General features: G+C 58.5%; 14 protein-coding genes. 7 read left to right on the top strand and 7 right to left on the bottom strand.

Features of this window, described 5'->3' with window-relative positions:
* Window positions 1–21: 21 nt before the first annotated feature.
* Window positions 22–504 (bottom strand): GNAT family N-acetyltransferase, encoded by a 483-nt coding sequence (locus J1W56_RS16080; protein ID WP_223614277.1) that lies wholly within the window; start codon window positions 502–504, stop codon window positions 22–24.
* Between the two features lie 85 nt (window positions 505–589).
* Window positions 590–4,723, bottom strand: a complete 4,134-nt coding sequence (locus tag J1W56_RS16075) for a Pls/PosA family non-ribosomal peptide synthetase (protein ID WP_223614276.1) — start codon at window positions 4,721–4,723, stop codon at window positions 590–592.
* Window positions 4,724–5,498: 775 nt separating this feature from the next.
* Between J1W56_RS16075 and J1W56_RS16070 the strand changes: the two genes are divergently transcribed.
* The gene (locus J1W56_RS16070) at window positions 5,499–6,644 is read left to right on the top strand and encodes an alpha-hydroxy acid oxidase (protein ID WP_223614581.1); all 1,146 of its coding nucleotides are present in this window, start codon (window positions 5,499–5,501) and stop codon (window positions 6,642–6,644) included.
* Window positions 6,645–6,674: 30 nt separating this feature from the next.
* On the opposite strand, the gene J1W56_RS16065 is transcribed toward J1W56_RS16070, so the two are convergent.
* The 5 genes from J1W56_RS16065 to J1W56_RS16045 form a co-directional block, all read right to left on the bottom strand.
* A complete protein-coding gene (locus J1W56_RS16065) occupies window positions 6,675–7,187 on the bottom strand; it encodes a cupin domain-containing protein (protein WP_223614275.1) in 513 nt (170 codons plus the stop codon).
* 105 nt (window positions 7,188–7,292) lie between these two features.
* On the bottom strand, window positions 7,293–8,327 hold the full coding sequence (locus J1W56_RS16060; protein WP_223614274.1) for a glycoside hydrolase family 25 protein: 1,035 nt from the start codon (window positions 8,325–8,327) through the stop codon (window positions 7,293–7,295).
* A 141-nt stretch (window positions 8,328–8,468) separates the two neighbouring features.
* Window positions 8,469–9,428, bottom strand: coding sequence for an isoaspartyl peptidase/L-asparaginase family protein (locus J1W56_RS16055; protein ID WP_223614273.1), 960 nt, complete (start codon window positions 9,426–9,428; stop codon window positions 8,469–8,471).
* 67 nt (window positions 9,429–9,495) lie between these two features.
* On the bottom strand, window positions 9,496–11,076 hold the full coding sequence (locus J1W56_RS16050) for an ABC transporter substrate-binding protein (protein WP_223614272.1): 1,581 nt from the start codon (window positions 11,074–11,076) through the stop codon (window positions 9,496–9,498).
* 28 nt (window positions 11,077–11,104) lie between these two features.
* Entirely contained in the window at window positions 11,105–11,674 is a 570-nt protein-coding gene (locus tag J1W56_RS16045) for a MarR family winged helix-turn-helix transcriptional regulator (RefSeq protein ID WP_223614271.1), read from the bottom strand.
* 145 nt (window positions 11,675–11,819) lie between these two features.
* Between J1W56_RS16045 and J1W56_RS16040 the strand changes: the two genes are divergently transcribed.
* From J1W56_RS16040 to J1W56_RS16015, 6 genes are all read left to right on the top strand, one after another.
* Entirely contained in the window at window positions 11,820–12,527 is a 708-nt protein-coding gene (locus tag J1W56_RS16040) for a creatininase family protein (protein WP_223614270.1), read from the top strand.
* A gap of 83 nt (window positions 12,528–12,610) precedes the next feature.
* A complete protein-coding gene (locus J1W56_RS16035) occupies window positions 12,611–13,585 on the top strand; it encodes an ABC transporter permease (protein ID WP_223614269.1) in 975 nt (324 codons plus the stop codon).
* Window positions 13,582–14,472 carry an ABC transporter permease gene (locus tag J1W56_RS16030; protein WP_223614268.1) on the top strand — a complete coding sequence of 297 codons (891 nt, stop codon included), beginning with the start codon at window positions 13,582–13,584 and terminating at the stop codon, window positions 14,470–14,472. Before J1W56_RS16035 ends, J1W56_RS16030 begins: the two co-directional genes overlap by 4 nt.
* Complete coding sequence (locus J1W56_RS16025; RefSeq protein WP_223614267.1) at window positions 14,469–16,151, top strand: dipeptide ABC transporter ATP-binding protein; 1,683 nt, start codon at window positions 14,469–14,471, stop codon at window positions 16,149–16,151. The genes J1W56_RS16030 and J1W56_RS16025 overlap by 4 nt, the downstream gene beginning before the upstream one ends.
* Before the next feature lie 167 nt (window positions 16,152–16,318).
* On the top strand, window positions 16,319–17,284 hold the full coding sequence (locus J1W56_RS16020; protein ID WP_223614266.1) for a sugar-binding transcriptional regulator: 966 nt from the start codon (window positions 16,319–16,321) through the stop codon (window positions 17,282–17,284).
* A gap of 77 nt (window positions 17,285–17,361) precedes the next feature.
* On the top strand, window positions 17,362–19,416 hold the full coding sequence (locus tag J1W56_RS16015) for a bifunctional aldolase/short-chain dehydrogenase (protein WP_223614265.1): 2,055 nt from the start codon (window positions 17,362–17,364) through the stop codon (window positions 19,414–19,416).
* Window positions 19,417–19,438: the final 22 nt, after the last annotated feature.

The raw sequence follows: 19,438 nt of genomic DNA, 5'->3' as shown, positions 1-19,438 counted from the left end.
CGGAGATGCGGGGTGGGTATGTCACGGATCAACCGTCTGCGTCGGCAGAACCAGATCGGCAATCATTTCTCCGTCTTCGTCCAATCCTTCTTCCACGAAGCCTGCGGCGCGATAGAGGTGCCGCGCACCTTCGTTTTCCGGTTCATAGCAGATCGAAACGTGCCGCACGTGTCCAAGGCCACTGATTTCGTCCAGCACCTTGCGCAAGGCAGCTTTGCCATAGCCTTTGCCCTGATAGGCGCGATCGATCATAAAACGGTAGATCGTCGCCTCGTCATCATCTGCGGGCGCCTCGTACATGAGGAATCCGACGATGCGGTCTCCGGCCATCACGACGCGCGGCCGTGCATCCGCATCAAGCGCGGCCTCATCCAGGGATTCCGCATTGCTTGCAACAAAATCCAACTGCTCCGGGGCAAGTTCAAGCGACGTCACCAGGGCCCTGACGGCCTCGGTGACGGGTGCGAGCTGGACGTCAACGACCTTCCCGTGGCGGTCTGTCAATATGCGATCTCCGACACAATCTCCTGGGATGCAAGCATCCCAGGAGCGTTTTGCAGTTCAACAATCCACATCGCGAAGGCGAGGGTCAAGCGGTTGTCTTCATACCACTGTTCAGAACAGGCGTGACAAACCGGTGAAGCTTGGCCGGGTTACCCCGCCATATGGAGTTGGGCTCCAGTACTTCGCCTTTCATCACGAATGAATCCGCATCCACCACCGACCCGTTGCCCATCACGACACCGTAATGGATGAAGGCAGCAGGTCCGAGCGTGCAGCCGCGGCCGATGCGGATGAAATCGGACTTGAATGCACCTTCTTCGAGCGAATGGGCCTGAATGACGCTACCTTCATTGAGGGTGGCATCATCGCCGATTTCCACCAGCGAACGTTCGGTCAGATTGCTGCCGCCGTCATAGACCCTCCGGCCCATCTTGACGCCCAGCAGGCGCAGGATCATCGGACGGAATGGCGTGCCGGCGAACAGGCGGATGATGGGCGAATCCGCCAGCTTCCAATGGCGTTCGTGATGCCAGAAAGTAACGTCATAGATCGTCGTCATCTGCGGCTTCAGCTTGCCGAAACCGAGGCTTGCCCGCTCCACCAGAATATAGAATGGAATGGTGATGACCGACGTCAGGAGCACGGCGACGAAGAGCGCGGTCTGCGCCCATTCGGTATAGTAGTTGAGCGCGCGGTCCCAGATCACCAATGTGACAAACAGCATGACCCATTGCGCTGCCAGAAACAGCAGCGCTGTCATCGCATTGTAACGGTTCTTGAACTTGAGGCGACGGCGCCGGTCCTCTTCGCTGATTCCGGCAATAAGTTCCTTGTCGCGGTTGACCATGCGAGGGATTTCAAAGGACGGCGAGCCGAGAAGGCCGACATTCTCACGGACCGGTCCGTCAATGGGGATCATCACTTTCGTGCCAAGCAGGCAGTTGTCGCCCGTCTGTCCGTCCGGCGGATAGTAGATGTTGTTGCCCAAATAGTTGCGTTCGCCAATCTTCGTATGCTCAAGCCGGAAGGAGGAGGCGGACTTGTGCATGTTGATCATGAACAGCCCATCCGACACCATGGTTTGGCTGCCGATTTCGCAAAGGAGCGGATTTTCGTGCTGCTGGTTGCTGCCAAAATTGGAACCGGTCTGCACCACCTTGTTGAGGTTCCAGCCGATGGCGCGCATGTAATGGACGATTGCCGAGCTGTCGCCGAACATGAGATTGAGAACGCGCGAATTACTGGTGAATTCGACCACAGTCTGCAACCAGTACCGGAACCCGTAAAGCGTGTAGGTGCGGCCAGATTTCAAAATCAGACTGAGCAAGCGAGGCACGATTGTTGCTGCCAAAAAGGCCACGACAATATATCCGAATAACGTGACGGTGGTGCCGATCGCCACAATGCCGATGGTTTCCTGGTAGTCGTCGCTGACATTCTGCCAATAGCTGTGGAACAGCAGCGGGATGGGGGTGACGAGGGTAAACAAGCCCACCAGTTGAACGGCTTCAAAGAGGAAGCGTCGAATATTGGACGGATTGACGTTGCGAACCTTGCAATAGTCAGCGGTCGTCGGCACTGCCGGCGATCCGTGCCAGCGGATACCGTCGGGGATGCTCTGCCCGCGCTGAAGCGAGGACGAATGGCCGAGCTGGGAGCGGTCGCCCATCTTGGTGTCGATGTCGAGCGTGCAGCCCACACCGACAAATGCATCATGACCGATGGTCAGCGATCCCGTCTGGATATAGCCGGCTTGGGCTCGATAGCCAAGGATCATCGATTCCTTGCGCAGAATCGCATTGTCGCCAATGGATATGAGGTCCGTACACACTGGAACGGTGCGGCACTCAATGACTGCGTTTCGTCCGAGCTTGGCTCCGAGGAGCCGTAGATACAGATTATAGAGCGGGCTGCCGCGGAACAGCACAACGGGGGCTGTGCGGATCAACGTCTGCAGAACCCAGAAACGATAGTAGCGCCAGCCCCAGATGGGGAAGACTTCCGGCTTCCAGCGCCCCACAAGCACCCATTTTGCAACAATGGCAACGCCTGACATTCCAAAGAAGATGCCACCCGAAAGCAGGACACAACGCAGATAGAGTTGCAGCGGCTCGTCGAGCTTGTCGTAGGTCCAGTTGAGTCCGCGGTCCAGTGCCCACAGTCCAAAATAGCTATAGAGACCGTAGAAAAGCAGCTGCGCCGCTCCGCAGGTCCAATAGGCAATGTTCGACGCCCGGTGCGTAAGAACGCGCTCGTTGACGGCGGTCGCCATCTCCTCGGGTATGCGCAGATGCTGCGCAAGGCGGGCGACGGTGGGATAGAGATAGATATCCCGCATGGATGTCGTCGCCCACTCTTTCCGGGTGCGGACGCGCGCGCAGAAACGGGCCATCAGCAGAGAATTGGCGCCGAGATCGTCGAAGAAGTTGTCCTCCACGGACACCTCGTCGAACTTCAGCACTTCGGCCAGAACGTCGGCCAAAAAGCGTTCGTCATCATTGCTGGGCGGGGTGATGGTTCGTTCGGCCGACAAACGCACGCTTGTCGGCTTGGGAAGCTGGCGCAAGTCCACCTTGTTCGAGACGGTCATCGGGATGGCGGCCAGCTCTTCCAGATAGGATGGCACCATGTAGTCGGGCAGGCGCCGTTTGAGCTCTCCGGCAATGTCGGCGCGGGAGATCGGCAGCATGCCGCTCTTGGGAGCATAATAGGCAACGAGTTCGACACGGCCGGGTTCAATTTCCCAGGTCGTGACGGCGGCCTGTGCGATTGCGGGCTGCTCCAGCAGCACGGTTTCGATTTCTCCGAGTTCGATGCGGTAGCCGCGGATTTTGACCTGGGTGTCGATGCGCCCGTGATACTCAATCTCGCCATCGTCATTGATCCGGCCAAGATCACCCGTCCGGTAGATGCGCTTTGAAGGATTGTTCGGCAGGTCGAGAAAATCGGGAATGAATTTCTGTTCTGTCAGGTCCGGCCGGTTGAGATAGCCCACCGCAAGACCGATGCCGGCAATGCCGATTTCGCCAAGCTCGCCTGGCTCGGTCAGTGCCGACACGGAAGGATCGATCACGACAATGGAATAAGTGGGCAGCGGCGCGCCGATGGTCACGGGCCTGTCGGGTGTGAGCAGGCCCATCGTGGCGGTAACGGTGGCTTCGGTGGGGCCATAGGTGTTGAGGATTTGCCGTCCTGGTTTTGACCAGCGCACCACAAGGTTGTGCGAGCATGCTTCGCCACCCACCAGCAGCGCCCGCAGACTTGGCACATCGCTTTCGATGGAGGAAAGCAGGGTCGGGCTGCAGGCCATGCATGTTACATCATTCGCCCGGAGAAAATCAGCAAGTTCCTCGCCAACCAGTGTCAGCGGTCCCGGCGCGGGCACCACCGTTGCACCGGCGGCGAAAGGCACCCAGATCTCTTCCGCAGAGAAGTCGAAGGCGATGGTCATGCCCTGATAGACGCGGTCGCCCGGCCGGTAGCCGTAGGATGCGGCGGCGACCCGGACGAAGTTGCAGATGCTCTGATGCGTGATGGCCACGCCCTTGGGCCTGCCGGTGGTACCCGAGGTGTAGAGGATATAGCAGATGTCCTCGGCCGCGGAGGCTGCAGGATTCAACGGCAAAGGCTTGTCGGGCTTGGCGGTGATTTCGGCTGCAGCCCCGTCGATCAGCACATGGGGAACAGGCAACTGCTCGACCCGGGAAGAATAGGCCGCAATGGTGATGATCAATCCGACATTAGCATCTTCGATGATGAGCTTCATCCGCTCTTCGGGAAAGGCGGTGGCGAGCGGAACAAACGCCGCACCGGCCTTCATCACGGCCAGCAATGCAACGTAGGTCTCGGCGGAACGGTCGAGCAGGAGTCCGACCCGGTCGCCGGGCTGTACGCCCCGATCCGCCAGGAGACGGGCGAACTGATTGGCGCGCCTGTTCAGCTCGCGATAGGTCCAGACGCGTCCTACGGAGATAACCGCCGGTGACGCATCATAGGTTTGTGCAAGCTCCTCGAAGAAGCGGTCGAGCCGTTCACCCGGGCGCCCTTCTTGCGCAAAGTCAGCACCCGTCAAAATCTGCGGGCGTGCAATCGTTCCGGAGTCGGAGGCGTTTTTTACAATCGCATCAATACTTCCGAAGCCAGTCCTTGCTACAGGCTGGTTACTTGAATTTTCCGCCGCGCCCCTGTCGCGTCCGGCACCGTCAACACCATGGTCCATTTCCAAACTCTCTCGTCGTAGGTCGAGCATCGCCGGGCTTATGCCCGCAGAAAACACCGTGCTGCCTCTTCAGCGAGCACTGTCTATCGGCTGATTGTGCGCGGTAGCTGCAATTGACCTTTCAGTCATGGACGGCGGAATAGCCTAAGCTTCCATAAAAGAAAAGCCCGCAACTCTAACTTGCTTTTGCTTTGAACCCCCGTCCTCTGCCCATCACAGGTGTGACGATATCATATAACGCCAAGATCAAGAACTTTATTGATAATATAACTGACAGATAAATCTTTTGAAAAATCGTGAACAGGAAGTAATTTCCCCTTGTCTCCGTGGAAAGAAGTGCCGACCGCAAGCAGGAACCGACCAACCGGAGAAAAGTGCGTTGCAAGGGACCGCTCCTTATTCCATTTTCAGTATAGGCAGCCCATTTTTCGACAGATTGCAAGTCCGACTATTGCTGGCAGAAGAACGAAGACAGCAGAAGAGATCATTCAGATGAAGAATATTATTCGGGTTCGAGCTTTTTCGGGCGTCTTCGCGGTGACGTTAAGTGCGACCGGGCAGGCATAAGATTTTACGCTGAGTGATATTGCCGCCACAAATGACGCATGGGCAATGTAGCCGAGGCTCTGCATCGATCCCGTGTCGGTAAAGTCATCGTCAAGGAAATGAAAGCTCAGCTTTATACCTGTTGGAAAATGATGTCTTGTCGCCACACTTAGTGCATCCGCAGCAATTCCCGCCTATTCTCAGCCGTGAATCAAACAAGGGTTGAATGATGCGTCTGAGCGATTGCCACAATTTCCACGATTTCAGGACTTTGGCCAAACGGCGGCTGCCGGGGCCAATCTTCGACTATATCGACGGGGCAGCGGATGATGAAGTCACCTATCGCCGGAATACGGAAAGTTTCGACCATTGCGATCTCATTCCCAATGTGCTGCGGGGGGTAAAGAGTGTCGATACATCCGTTGTTGTCATGGGACAAAAGCTTGCCGTGCCCTTCTACTGCTCCCCGACAGCCCTGCAGCGGTTGTTTCACCATCAAGGAGAGCATGCGGTTGCAGCCGCGGCAGCAAGGCACGGAACGATGTTCGGTGTTTCATCGCTTGGTACAGTCAGCCTTGAGAAACTGCGCAAGTCCTATAGCGGCCCGCAGGTCTATCAGTTCTACTTTCACAAGGACCGCGGCCTGAACCGGGCGATGATGCAGAGGGCCAAGGACGCTGGCGTCGAGGTGATGATGCTGACCGTCGACAGCATTACCGGGGGTAACCGCGAGCGTGATTTGCGCACCGGCTTTTCCATTCCGTTCAGGCTCAATCTTGCCGGCATGCTGCAGTTCGCCATCAAGCCGCAATGGGCACTGAACTATCTCACGCATGAACGCTTCAGCCTGCCGCAACTGGAAGAACACGTGGACATGGGCAGCGGCGCCATGTCGATCAGCCGGTATTTCACCGAGATGCTGGATCCCTCGATGACCTGGGATGATGTTGCCGAGATGGTGCAGCACTGGTCAGGGCAGTTCTGCCTGAAGGGCATCATGTCGGTGGCGGATGCCAGGCGCGCAGTCGATATCGGCTGCACGGGTATTATTCTCTCCAATCACGGCGGCAGGCAACTCGACGGATCGCGCGCCGCATTCGACCAACTGGCTGAGATCGTTGATGCCGTGGGCGACAAAATCGATGTGATCATGGACGGCGGAATCCAGCGCGGGACGCATGTGCTCAAAGCCTTGTCCATGGGCGCCAAGGCGGTCGGGATCGGACGTTATTACCTTTATCCCCTTGCCGCGGCCGGTCAGGCTGGCGTCGACCGCGCGCTGGATCAGCTCAAGATCGAGATAGAGCGGGGAATGAAGCTCATGGGCTGCACCTCCGTCGATCAACTGACCCGGGAGAATCTCAAGCTGCGATAAATCGGGAAATCTTGACTGGAAGGAGCTGCCTCATTGCAGCGCGCCGCCTTTGGTGCGGCCCCAGCGCCTGCGGGCGGCATCACTGGCGCGATAGATGAATGATGCCGGTGCCGGCAGGGTACGGCGCATGAACGCGACCTTCTTCAGATAGCGGTCTATCTTCCAGGTTGCCCACGTTCCGCCGGTAAAGTAGGCAACATCTCCCGCACGCAAGGTACGGGTGAGCCCTTCGGCGTCCGTGACGTGCACTTCACCTTCGAGAATGCAGACGGTTTCGTCCCAACCGAAATACCAGCGGAAGGTTCCGGCCGTGCAATCCCATATCGCGGTGTAGGCCGCCCGGTCGCGGCTTGCGGATTGTTCGCGGGCGCGCGCCTGCGGGTTACCGTCCAATATCCAGTCGGGATTGATGGGAGCGGGGTTCAACTGCATTTCGAAGGCGTTGTCCGATACGAGACCGGAACTGCGCGGCCCTGTGAAAACGTTCGGTATCGTCCGTGTCATGGCAAGTACGGCACTTGCCAGCATAAGTCTCCACGCCATTGTTTCCCCCTTCAGAATGGAACACCTTGAATAGCGGCCATTCGTCAGAATTAGGTTAAACCCGGGACGCAAATTGCATGTAATTGGCGCCACGCTTGCGTGGGCTTAACCGGCCCGCGCCGTCACCCAGTTGTGCCATTCCTCCTCACTGCCATGGAACACGTTGAGGTCAATTCGGCCGCTGACGCCATGGGAAAGGCCCGAACCGGAATACTGCCAGAACAGCCAGCGCCGGCCGGGATAAACCTTGGAGGGATGAGCGGCGACCGCGCGCAACCAGAAGGGATAGTCGGCAAGCTCGCCCCTCAGATTGTCCCGATAGAAATCTGGGGCGGTGTAGATGATCGGCCGCTGGCCATAATGTTTCTCCAGCTTGTCCATGAAGACCTGCATCTTTTCCAGCACCTGCGCGCGGGAAGGGCGCCGCTTGCAGCTCGATTCGCCATTCCATTCCACATCTATTGCAGGTGGAAGCGCACCGGGTTCCCGGGGAACATTGCGGATGAACCAGTCAGCCTGCTCGCCCGCCGTGCGGCACCAGTAGAAGAAGTGATAGGCGCCCCGCTTCAGGCCGGCTTCCTTGGCGTTGCGCCAATTGGTCTTGAACATCGGGTCGATATGATCGCCGCCGTCGGTAGCTTTGATATACGCGAAATTGGCGCCTTGCATACGCAGATTCGCCCAATCCACGTCACCCTGCCAGCGCGACACGTCAACCCCGTGCACGGCGAGTTTCTTCGGCGATGCCGGCCCAAAATTAATGGGTTTGGCATCGCGGAAACGGCGGCTGTAGATCTGCATTCGGGCCTGCGGTGCAGCCTTGACCATCGGATCCGCGGGGGCAGGCTGGGGGACCGGCCTTTCTGTTGGGGCGGCCATGACAGGGGATGGTGCCGGTGGCAGGATCGCTGCCGATTCCGGGACCGGTCCGGCCCATGCCAGAATTTCCTGCTGGGGTACCGGCGAGGGGGGAACGGTTGCCATGGCGATACGCGTCACCGAACGGCTTGGCCGGACCACCGAACTGGTCATTTCCTGCGAAGGCCGTTGTGCCAGCACATCGTCCACGCCCGAACTGGATTGGCAGTTCGTCAGCACGAGGCACGAAAACATGATTGTCAGCACACACGAAACACGCATAGGCACCCGTACTCGAAATAATTGTCGATGGCGCGAACGAGGCCAATCGGTTTCACTGCTGCAATTGCTAACAGGAAATTACCAAGAAAGACTGAATCCCGATTTTAACCATAAGGTGCCGTCAACCATGCCGCCCAGGTCTTAGCGTGGAAGACCTGGGAGCTGGAAAACTTTGTCGTGTGTGCCGACAAAGACATCACCGTTGCTGGTGACCCAGCCGCGGAACATACCATCGGTATTATACGGCGCGACGATGGAGCCGTCGGCACCTACGGCAACCAGCCCGGCACCTGCATTGTGCCGTTTGAGGTCTTCGTGGATGACCTTGTCCGAAGCTGTCTTGAGGTCTTCTCCGAGATAGGCCATCCGGCTTGCGATCTCGTGACCGACGACATGGCGGATGAATACTTCACCCTTGCCGGTACCGGATACGGCACAGATGCCATCCCGCGCATAGGTTCCTGCACCGATGATCGGGGAATCGCCGATACGGCCATCGGGCTTGTTGTTGTAGCCGCCCGTTGAGGTCGCTGCTGCGAGATGACCGGCGGCATCAAGCGCAACCGCGCCGACCGTGCCGTGTTTCTCAGCCTCCTTCGCCAGCGCGGACGTGCCCCGGGCCTCATGGGCTTTCATGGCGGCAAGAGCGATGAGGCGACGTTCGGTCGTGAAATAGGCCTGCGGTTCCGTGGCCAGTCCAGCCGCTTCAGCGAAGCGATCGGCCGCCGTTCCATTCAAGAGAACCGCATCTCCCTTTTCCATGACTGCGCGTGCTGCCCTTATGGGATTGCGGATAGCCCTGCTGGCGCAGACCGCACCGGCAGCCAGACTGGTGCCGTCCATGATGGATGCATCCAGTTCATGGATACCGTGTTCGTTAAGCGCGGCGCCATACCCTGCATTGAAATGAGGGCTGTCCTCCATTACCACCACCGCAGCTTCCACCGCATCGAGCGAGGAGCCGCCGGAACTCAGAATTGCCCAACCGGCTTTCAGTGCCGATGCCAGATCGGTGCGGGCGCCGGCCCACTCAGCCTCGCTCAGATCAAGTTTGGCCATCACGCCGCAACCGCCGTGAATGGCCAGAGCTATGTTCGTCATGTCTGTCTTTCCTGCGTGTGAAACAGCAAAAGGGCCGGATCAGTATCCGGCCCTTTCACGTCGATGCTTATTGCTGCGCCGGACGGATATTCATCGCCAGCGTGTCTTCGTCCGCCCGGGGTGTCAGGATGACTTTGGCCTTCTTCACGGCCCAGGCGCTGAGCTGGGTCGCGAGAGGCAGGTCGGGGCGGTCCGTTGCGACGAGATTGTTGGCCTTTTCCAGAAGGACGCGGCGCTTGTCCGTGTCCATCTCGGCTCCGGCGTCTTCAATCAGCTTGTCCATCTGCGGATTGGCATAACCGCGGACATTGAATGCGCCCAGCGATTTTGCAGTGTCGTGGGCGTGCATCAGCGACGAGAGCATGTAATTTGCTTCGCCCGTCAACGTGCCCCAACTGGCCATATAGAGTGAATACTCGCCCCGGGTCTTTGCCGGATTGAACACAGTTGCAGGCACGCCATTAACATCGGCTGTGATGCCGATTGCAGCCAGCATCTGCGCGACTGTCGGTCCAAGCTCGTTTGGCATGCGATCATTGGCATAGCTGAGCGTGATCTTGAAGCCGTTGGGGTAACCAGCATCCTTCAGCAATTCCTTGGCGCGCTTCAGATCGAAGGCCGGTGCCTGGAGCGACTTGTCATAGCCGAAGATATTCGATGTGACCAACTGGGTCGGCACGACAGCCATCCCTTCCAGGGCGAATTCGACGATGGTTTGGCGGTCGAGTGCGAGATCGATGGCTTCGCGCACACGCGGGTCGAGCAGGGGATTCTTGTCGAGCTTCGCGCCGCTCTTGTCGAAGACCTGCGGGCTTTTCTCGCGGAAATCGAACTCGAGATAGCTGATATAGATGCTCTCGTTCTTGACCACGGCAAGCGATGCATCCCGTTCAAGCACCGGCACATCCGCGGCGGGCACTTTCGAAATCACATCGACCTGTCCTGCCTTCAACTGTGCAACGCGCGCGGCATCGTTGGGGATTTCCTTGCGAATGACACGATCCCAGGGCTGTGCTCCGCCCCAATAGCCGTCGAAGCGCTGGAGAACCAGATCCTGTGTCGGAGCCCAGGAAACGAACTTGTAAGGGCCGGTACCGATGGTTGCCTTGCCCGAATTGAAGCCTTCGGCCGCTGTTTCCTGCGTTGAGTAATTGGCGGCTGCTGTGTGCGAGGTGATGAACAGACGTACAAAATCATTCGGCAGAGTGGGCGCGGGGCCTTCTGTCTTGACACGCACGGTGAATGGATCGACCACCTCCACCGATTTGACCCGGCGCACAAAGATTGTCGCGGGGTTGGGGCCGGTGACATGAGGAATGCGTTCGATGGAGAATTTCACATCTTCCGCCGTGAAATCTGATCCATCGTGAAACTTGACGCCCTGACGCAGCTTGAATTCCCAGGTCGTCTGGTCGATGGCTGTCCAGCTGAGCGCAAGCGATGGCTCCAGCTCGAGATTGCTGCCCGAGCGGATGAGTGTATCGAAAATATGCTTGGTTGCTTCCGCGTTGGCTGCGGTGGCGGTGAAATGCGGATCCATCGAAGCCGGCCCGGCCTTGATCGCCATGACAAGGTCTGCGGCGATGGCTTGGCCTGTGCCCAGCAGGAGTGCGGTTCCCAATAAGAGGGCTCTCAGTCTTCTTTGCATTGTTGTTCCCTATTCCAGAGGTTGCTTCTTATTCTTCGAATGCGGTTGCGTCGGAAGAAATCGTGTCGGGCCAGCCGCGCGAAGCGATGACCATTTTGGCGAGGATGTCGGACAGCATCATGCGTTCGGCGGGGCTGAGTGCCTCCAGCATCATGCGTTCCCGGTCGATCATGGGCGCCATCTTGGCTTCGACAATCGCCCGGCCTTCCTGCGTCAGGCACAGGACGACGCGGCGAAGATCTCCCAGATCCTCCTCGCGCCGGACCAGCTTGAGGCGGTCGAGCTTCTTGGTTGCGCGGCTCAACGTGTTCTTTGGAAAACCGGAACCGGCCACCACTTCCGAAAGCGTGGTGCGGTCCCGCAGAAACAACGAATAGAGCACGACGAATTCGGGGCGCAGCAGGTCATGATCCGCATTGATCGTGCCGTATACGGGGTTGTTGTAGTGCAGTGCCAGATAGTTGATGCGGAAGGAAAGCCAACAGGGGTTCGACCATAGCTTTGCATAAAGAATATCGCTTTCCGCAATACTCTCGTTCGGCGCTGTCGTGCGTCCGGCACGGCCCTCCAGCAGCGCGATATCGATCAGGTTCTGCATGCGCGCTCCTCGCCATTAAGTTCCATTAGGGACAAAATATCTTGCTATTGCTGTATGTCAAACGTAATTTTTGTACCATTTGGAACTTGTATGCGCATGATCCTTGTGTTTATGCTTGGGGACGAAATCAGCAGAGGTAAGAGGCATGCGCATAAGTGCGATGAACTGGAGTCAGGTTGAGGAACGCGTCCGCAGGGATGACCGGTGCATCCTGCCCATTGGCAGCGTGGAGCAACACGCGCGGCTGAGTCTCGCGACCGACATGATCCTGGCGGAAAAAGTATCGGTCGATGCAGCCGAGCCGCTCGGCGTTCCGGTTTTCCCGGTCTTGCCCTATGGGCTTGCTTCAAGTTTTGCCGATTTTCCGGGAACCGTATCGCTGAGCCTGCGCACCTATGTCGGTGTGATCGAGGACGTCCTTGATAGCCTCTATCACGGCGGTTTCCGCCGTATCCTCATTGTCAACGGACATGGGGGCAACACGCCGGCGGCAACGGTTGTTTCTGAATGGCTCAATCGCAATCGTGATGCCAGTGTGAAAATGCACGATTGGTGGCGTGCACCCAAGACCATGGGCAAGGTTCTCGAAATCGACAATCGCGCGTCGCACGCCTCCTGGATGGAAAATTTCCCCTGGACGCGCCTTCCGGGTGTCGCCCAGCCAGACCATGCACAGGAACGCGTTGATTTTGGCGCGTTAGCCCGCGTCGGCGCCGGCGGCAAGCGGGCACAGCTTTCTCAGGGCGAGGGCAACTACCACGGACCGTTCGAGCGGCCCGATGCGGACATGCTCGCGATCTGGGATGTTGCCGTCGGGGAAACACGGGAAGAGCTGGAAAACGGCTGGCATTGATTGTTGTCACCGGCGGATGCAGGAAAGCCCGCCGGTGACAGCCAATTCAAACAAGCACGAATGTGCAGGGGAAGGTTGAGCGAATGGTTGCGTTCATTGTCAGGCGATTATGGCAGGCGGCACTGGTCATGCTTGTCATGTCATTGCTGGTTTTTCTGGGTGTCTTCGTCATCGGAAACCCGGTCGACGTGCTGATTTCTCCGGATGCAACCCAGGACATCCGCAATCGCGTCATTGCGCAGTATGGCCTCGATCTGCCCATCTGGCAGCAGTATCTGCACTTCGCAAGCAACCTTCTGCATGGCGATCTGGGTCGTTCATTCGTCTACAACATGCCGGTTTCCCAGCTGATTGCCTCGCGCTTCCCCGCGACAATGGAGCTCGCGGTTATCGCTGTTCTCCTGGCAAGCCTCATCGGCATACCGCTTGGAATATATGCGGGGTACAAACCGGAAAGCTGGACCGCGAAGGTGATCATGGCCCTGTCCATTCTCGGCTTCTCGGTTCCCACCTTCTGGATCGGGCTCATGCTCATCATGGTCTTTGCCGTGCAACTGGGCATCATGCCGGCAGGCGGCCGGGGCGAGACGATTTCTGTTTTCGGCGTTCCCCTCAGTTTTCTGACGTTCGATGGCATGCGCCACCTCATCCTGCCGGCCGTCAACCTGTCCCTGTTCAAGATGTCGATGATGATACGGCTGGCGGCCTCTGGCACGCGGGAAGTGATGCTGACCGATACGATCAAGTTTGCCCGGGCGGCAGGCATCCATGAGTGGACGATCCTGCGCCGGCACGTGCTGCGGTTGATTTCCATTCCGCTCGTGACCGTATTCGGACTGGAATTGGGCTCGACCATTGCGTTCGCCGTCGTGACCGAGACGATCTATTCGTGGCCGGGTCTCGGAAAGCTGATCATTGACAGCATCACGTCGCTGGACCGGCCGGTGATGGTGGCCTATCTCATGTTGGTTTCGCTCATGTTCATTACGATCAACCTGATTGTCGATCTGGCCTATGCCGTCCTCGATCCGCGCATGCGCCATGGGGGCGGCAAATGACCCTATCCGTCGAAAAAGCCCGTACCTCATCCGATTTCTGGGCAGAGTTTGCACGCCATCCCGTTGCTGTCATCGCTGCCGTCATACTGCTCGTTGTCATTGTGCTGGCTGTTTTCGCGCCGCTGATTGCGCCGCAGGACCCCTACGATCTTTCAAGCCTTGTGATGCGTGATGCACGCAGGGCACCGGGATATATCGGCACCGCCGGATATACCCACATTCTGGGAACCGACAGCCAGGGCCGTGATCTCTTTTCCGCCATCCTCTACGGCCTGCGCATTTCGCTGGAGATGGGCCTTCTCGCGGGCGCGATAGCCTTTTCGATCGGCGCGCTGGTCGGCTGTACCGCCGCCTACGTGGGCGGGCGTTTTGAAGCCCTCGTGATGCGGCTGGTGGATCTGCAGCTTTCGTTCCCAGCGATCCTGCTCGCTTTCGTGGTGGCGGCGCTCCTCGGGCAGGGCAAGGGGCAGTTGATTGTCGCACTTGTCTTTTCGCAATACGCCTATTTCGTGCGCACTGCCCATGGCGCGGCAGCCGTTGAACGGAACAAGGACTATGTCGAGGCGGCTCTGTCCGTACCCATGAGCGGCTGGTTTGTGGTGACACGGCATATCCTGCCCAATGCGCTGCCGCCGCTTATCGTCGTGGCGACCGTTCAAGTGGCGAGCGCCATTTCGCTAGAAGCAACCCTGTCATTTCTCGGGGTGGGCCTGCCGCCCACCGAACCATCGCTTGGCATGCTGATTTCCGGCGGCTTCCAGTATCTTCTCTCCGGCCGATACTGGATTTCCATCTATCCGGGCGTGGCTCTCATCATTCTCATCATGGCGATCAATCTTGTCGGTGATCAGGTGCGGAGTCAGCTCAATCCGAGGTTGAAACGATGACCGCTCCCCTTCTCGAAGTGACCGATCTTTGCACCTATTTCGAAGCGCGGACGGGAACCGTGAAATCAGTCGACGGCATCTCGCTCCATCTGGAAAAGGGCGAGATTCTGGGACTGGTGGGCGAGTCAGGCTCGGGCAAGTCCATTACCGGCTTTTCCCTGATCGGTCTCATCGACAAGCCAGGGCGCATTGTCAGCGGTTCGATCAAACTTGATGGCCGCGAACTTGTTGGCCTCAGCGAGCCGGAATTGCGCAAGATCCGTGGCCGGGACATTGCCATGGTCTTCCAGGACCCGATGATGACGCTCAATCCGGTCCTGACCGTATTGGATCAGATGACTCTGGCGCTGCAGGCGCATGAACGGATTTCAGACGCCGATGCCCGCCTGCGTGCTGTCGAGGCGCTGCGAAAGGTTCGCATTGTCGATCCTGAACAGAAGGTGGATTTTTATCCGCACCAGTTCTCCGGTGGCATGCGCCAGCGCGTTGCCATAGCCATTGCGCTGCTGCACCGGCCCAAAATTGTCATTGCCGACGAACCGACCACCGCACTTGATGTGTCGGTCCAGGCGGAAATTCTCGTTGAAGTAAAGTCGCTGGTTGCCGAGCTTGGCATTTCCATGATTTGGATCAGCCATGACCTGGCAACTGTGGCTTCCATCTCGAAGCGCATCGCCGTGATGAAGGCGGGCAAGATCGTGGAAACGGGCCTTGCCTCCGAGGTCCTGCGCACGCCAAGCCATCCCTATACGCAATCTCTGCTCGATGCATTGCCATCGCGGTCAAAGCCCGGTCAGCGGCTGGGTGCTGGCGCCAATGACATTGACGGCGAAAGCGCTGCGCGTCCCATTGCCGCCGCGATGGCCGATCCGTCCTTCGTCGCGATGGATGGGCTCGTCAAAGTGTTTGAACAGAAGCGTGGTTTCTGGGCGCGGCTGGGCGAGCGGTCCGGCCTGCTCAAATCAAAGAAGCCAGTGCTTGCCGTTGAAAACGTTGATCTGACCATCGCAAAGGGAGAGGCGCTTGGATTGGTCGGGGAATCCGGTTCGGGCAAATCGACGCTCGGCCGTATTGTTTGCGGCATCTATCAGCCGACCGAAGGCAGGATAACGCTGAACAACAGCCCGGTGATGTCCGCCGGCCCGCAGCCGAGAAAGCTGACCACCAATGTCCAGATGATCTTTCAGGATCCCTTTGCATCACTTGACCCGCGCCGCACGATTGGACAGTCCATCGCGGAAGGACCGATAGCGCATGGTCTGACCAGCAAGGCCGAAGCCCGTTCATATGTGGCGGAGTGGCTGAAGGCTGTTTCGCTCGATCCGGCATTTGCGGATCGCTATCCGCATCAGTTCTCAGGCGGTCAGCGCCAGCGTATCGCCATCGCCCGCGCCTTGGCCATGCGCCCCGACGTCATTGTCTGCGACGAACCGGTGGCATCGCTCGACGTTTCCATTCAGGCGCAGATTCTCAACCTTCTTTTGCAATTGCGCAAGGAATTGGGCCTGACGCTGCTGTTCATCAGTCATGACCTTTCCGTCGTGCGTCATCTCTGCGACCGGGTTGCCGTGATGTATCGCGGCAAGATCATCGAAGTGGGGACGGCTGAGGAAATATTCGACGCGCCGCAGGAGGCCTATACGCGAGCGCTCCTCAACGCCATACCAAAGCTCGCCTGAGGCGCTCACGCATTGATTTGTCACCCCGGGCCGAGGGTGGCAACGCGACTTTCCCATAAAACTGCGAAGAGAAAAGCGCGCAACGCAGGCAGCAGATGATCCGCTATTTGACTTTTGTCAGATCACGTGAATATTGTCTAATCAGCGATATTTTGTGAGGAACTTCAATGCCTGTCCGGTCCGCCGATCAGATAATCCATAAGGCCGCCTGGCTCTATTATACCCATGGTTTGCGGCAAGACGAAGTAGCCAAGCATCTCGATATTTCCCGCGCGTCCGTGGCGATGTATCTGCGCCGTGCGCGCGAAATCGGCATTGTCACCATCTCAACATCGACGGAATTGTTTTCCGATGACGTTCTTGCGCGCGAAACCGAGGATGCCCTTGGCCTTGAAACCGTATGGATCATTCCCGAAGACAGGCAGGCTTTCAATCCATCTGTTGAAATGCCCGTTGTTGCAGCGGCTGCGTTCATTGAGTTGATCAACAAGGGTGATCGTGTCGGCGTGGCTTGGGGGCGGACTGTCTATCATATCGCCGACGTCATGCCTTACGCAGATCTGCAGGGCGTGGCGGTCGTGCAGCTCTGCGGTAATCTCGGGGCGCCGTATTCCTATCGCCCGGACCAATGCACGACTGAAATTGCCCGCCGGTTGAACGCGGAAGGCATCAACCTTTACGCACCGCTCGTGCTCAGCTCTGAACGTCTGGCGGAGGAGTTGCGCCGGGAGCCGGTTATCCGGGAGCAGTTATTGGCAATCACCGACTGTCAGCTGGCGCTTTATTCTGTGGGTGGCATCGAAGATGACAGCCATCTGGTGAAATGCGGCGCAATCACCGCGGCTGAAATGCATGCACTCGGGCAGGCCGGCGCTGCGGGTGTGATTGCCGGGCAACTGATCGACGTGGACGGGCAGTGGCTGGACTGCGCCCATAACCGGCGCTGTATTTCTGCGGATCTCGATTCCATCCGGAAAATTCCCAAAAGGATGCTGGTGGTTCAGGAGGACAGCAAGTACGAACCGCTTGTGGCAGCAATCAAGGGCGGGTTTGCGTCCCATCTCATGGTCACAGCATCCATGGCGAAACGCCTGCTCAAACGCGCCAAGGGCGCCGGGCTCAAACAAGCATAGCAACAGTTGGAAACATTGGCGGATCGCCTGGCCCGTTGCCAGGCAGAGAGGCCATTTGCCGGACGGGAGGAGTTCGCATGAAAAATTTGTGGAATGACAAAGAGGCGGAAGACATGGTGGCGGCCTATGCCGCCAAGGGTATTAACCGAGATCTCGCATTGAGAACTTATACCACGCGGCTTCTCGGAAGCGTGCCGCAGCTGGTGTTGCACGGCGGCGGAAACACCTCCGTCAAAACCACGGTCAAGGATCTGATTGGTGACGAGTGGGATGTGCTCTGCGTGAAGGGGAGCGGCTGGGACATGGGTATCATCGAGCCCGCCGGCCTGCCGGCCGTCAAGATCGCACCCCTGCTCAAGGCCCGCAAGCTGAGCAAATTGTCGGATGAGGATATGGTCACCCTGCAACGGGCAAACCTGATTGATCCGGCTTCGCCAAACCCGTCTGTGGAAGCGCTGCTGCATGCCTTCATCCCGCATAAATTTGTTGATCACACCCACTCGACCGCAATTCTGGCTATCGCTGACCAGGCGGAGAGCCGGGCCCTCAGTGAGGAAATCTTTGGCAGCAAAATGGGCTTCGTGCCCTACGTGATGCCCGGTTTTGATCTGGCAAAGCGGGCCGGCGAGGTTTTTGATGCGGATCCCACCGTTGACGGTCTCATTCTCGACAAGCACGGCATTTTCACGTTTGGCGCGACGGCTCGGGAAGCCTACGACCGCATGATTCATTATGTCTCGCTCGCCGAGACCTATGTCCGCGACAAGGGGCGGAACCCGTTTACACCAGCGGCGTTGCCGGAAACGCTCGCCAAACCCGGTGATATCGCTGCTATCGTGCGCGGCGCCGTCGCCGTCGATCGGGGCGAAGGCAAGTTTGATCGCATGGTCAGCGAATTCCGCTCGTCGCCGGCGATCCTCGAGTTTGTCAATGCGACTGCCGTCCACGAGATGGCGCAGCGCGGCGTGTCGACCCCTGACTTGTCCATACGGATCAAGACTGGTCCGATGGTGCTCCCAGCGCCTGATGGCAGTGATATCGATGCGTTCAAGGTGGCGGTGGAACGCGCCGTGGCGGCTTATGTTGCGGATTATACCGACTATTTCACAACGAATGATCAGCGCAGCAGCGGAAAGCGGATCATGCTCGATCCGATGCCCCGGCTGACGCTGGTGCCAGGCCTCGGCATGTTCGGACACGGCCGTACGCTCAAGGATGCCAGAATTGCCGCGGATGTCGGTGAGATGTGGATCGAAGCAGCGCGGGATGCGGAGTCCATCGGGCGGTTCGAACCGGTGAGCCGGCCCGATCTGTTTGATCTGGAATACTGGTCGCTGGAGCAGGCCAAGCTTGCCAGCGCGAAGGCAAAGCCGCTCACAGGCCAGGTGGCCTTGGTGACGGGTGGGGCGGGCGCCATCGGGGCCGCAACGGCCAGGCTGTTCGCCCAGCAGGGCGCTCACGTTGCCGTGCTGGATCTCGACGCGGCAAAGGCGGAGGCTGTCGCCCAGTCCGCCGGCAATGATTCCATCGGCCTGGCCTGCGATGTGACCGATCCCGTGTCCGTCCGTGCGGCGTTCGAGGCTATCGTTGCCGCCTATGGCGGCGTCGATATCGTTGTTTCCAATGCGGGAGCCGCATGGGAAAGCCCGATTGCAACCCTTGACGACGATTTGCTGCGCAAGAGTTTCGAACTCAACTTTTTTGCACACCAGACCGTGGCGCAATGTGCCGTACGCATCATGAAACAACAGCGGACCGGCGGCGCTCTTCTGTTCAATGCCAGCAAACAGGCGGTCAATCCGGGTGCCAAATTTGGTGCCTATGGCCTGCCCAAGGCCGCGACCCTCTTCTTGTCGCGCCAGTATGCCCTGGAACATGGTGCGGACGGCATACGCTCCAACGCGGTCAACGCGGACCGCATCCGGTCCGGCCTGTTGAACGACGAGATGATTGCGAACCGTTCGGCATCCCGCGGGCTTTCGACCAGCGAATATATGGCGGGCAATTTGCTCGGGCGGGAAGTCACGGCCGATGATGTGGCTCAGGCGTTTTTGCACCATGCACTGGCGGAGCGGACAACAGCCGACGTGACGACCGTTGATGGCGGGAACATCGCGGCGGCTCTGCGCTGATCGGGGCGTGCTGGTACACAAC

This window comes from Phyllobacterium calauticae (genome assembly GCF_019991125.1).
GTDB lineage: Bacteria > Pseudomonadota > Alphaproteobacteria > Rhizobiales > Rhizobiaceae > Phyllobacterium > Phyllobacterium calauticae.
The sequence above is the reverse complement of the archived record's forward strand: the minus strand, read 5'-3'. Positions and strand labels throughout refer to the sequence as shown.

Coding starts and splice junctions, on each gene's coding strand:
- J1W56_RS16075 (WP_223614276.1), bottom strand. CDS start 4,723: ATGGACCATGGTGTTGACGGTGCCGGACGCGACAGGGGCGCGGCGGAA.
- J1W56_RS16070 (WP_223614581.1), top strand. CDS start 5,499: ATGCGTCTGAGCGATTGCCACAATTTCCACGATTTCAGGACTTTGGCC.
- J1W56_RS16065 (WP_223614275.1), bottom strand. CDS start 7,187: ATGGCGTGGAGACTTATGCTGGCAAGTGCCGTACTTGCCATGACACGG.
- J1W56_RS16060 (WP_223614274.1), bottom strand. CDS start 8,327: ATGCGTGTTTCGTGTGTGCTGACAATCATGTTTTCGTGCCTCGTGCTG.
- J1W56_RS16055 (WP_223614273.1), bottom strand. CDS start 9,428: ATGACGAACATAGCTCTGGCCATTCACGGCGGTTGCGGCGTGATGGCC.
- J1W56_RS16050 (WP_223614272.1), bottom strand. CDS start 11,076: ATGCAAAGAAGACTGAGAGCCCTCTTATTGGGAACCGCACTCCTGCTG.
- J1W56_RS16045 (WP_223614271.1), bottom strand. CDS start 11,674: ATGCAGAACCTGATCGATATCGCGCTGCTGGAGGGCCGTGCCGGACGC.
- J1W56_RS16040 (WP_223614270.1), top strand. CDS start 11,820: ATGCGCATAAGTGCGATGAACTGGAGTCAGGTTGAGGAACGCGTCCGC.
- J1W56_RS16035 (WP_223614269.1), top strand. CDS start 12,611: ATGGTTGCGTTCATTGTCAGGCGATTATGGCAGGCGGCACTGGTCATG.
- J1W56_RS16030 (WP_223614268.1), top strand. CDS start 13,582: ATGACCCTATCCGTCGAAAAAGCCCGTACCTCATCCGATTTCTGGGCA.
- J1W56_RS16025 (WP_223614267.1), top strand. CDS start 14,469: ATGACCGCTCCCCTTCTCGAAGTGACCGATCTTTGCACCTATTTCGAA.
- J1W56_RS16020 (WP_223614266.1), top strand. CDS start 16,319: ATGCCTGTCCGGTCCGCCGATCAGATAATCCATAAGGCCGCCTGGCTC.
- J1W56_RS16015 (WP_223614265.1), top strand. CDS start 17,362: ATGAAAAATTTGTGGAATGACAAAGAGGCGGAAGACATGGTGGCGGCC.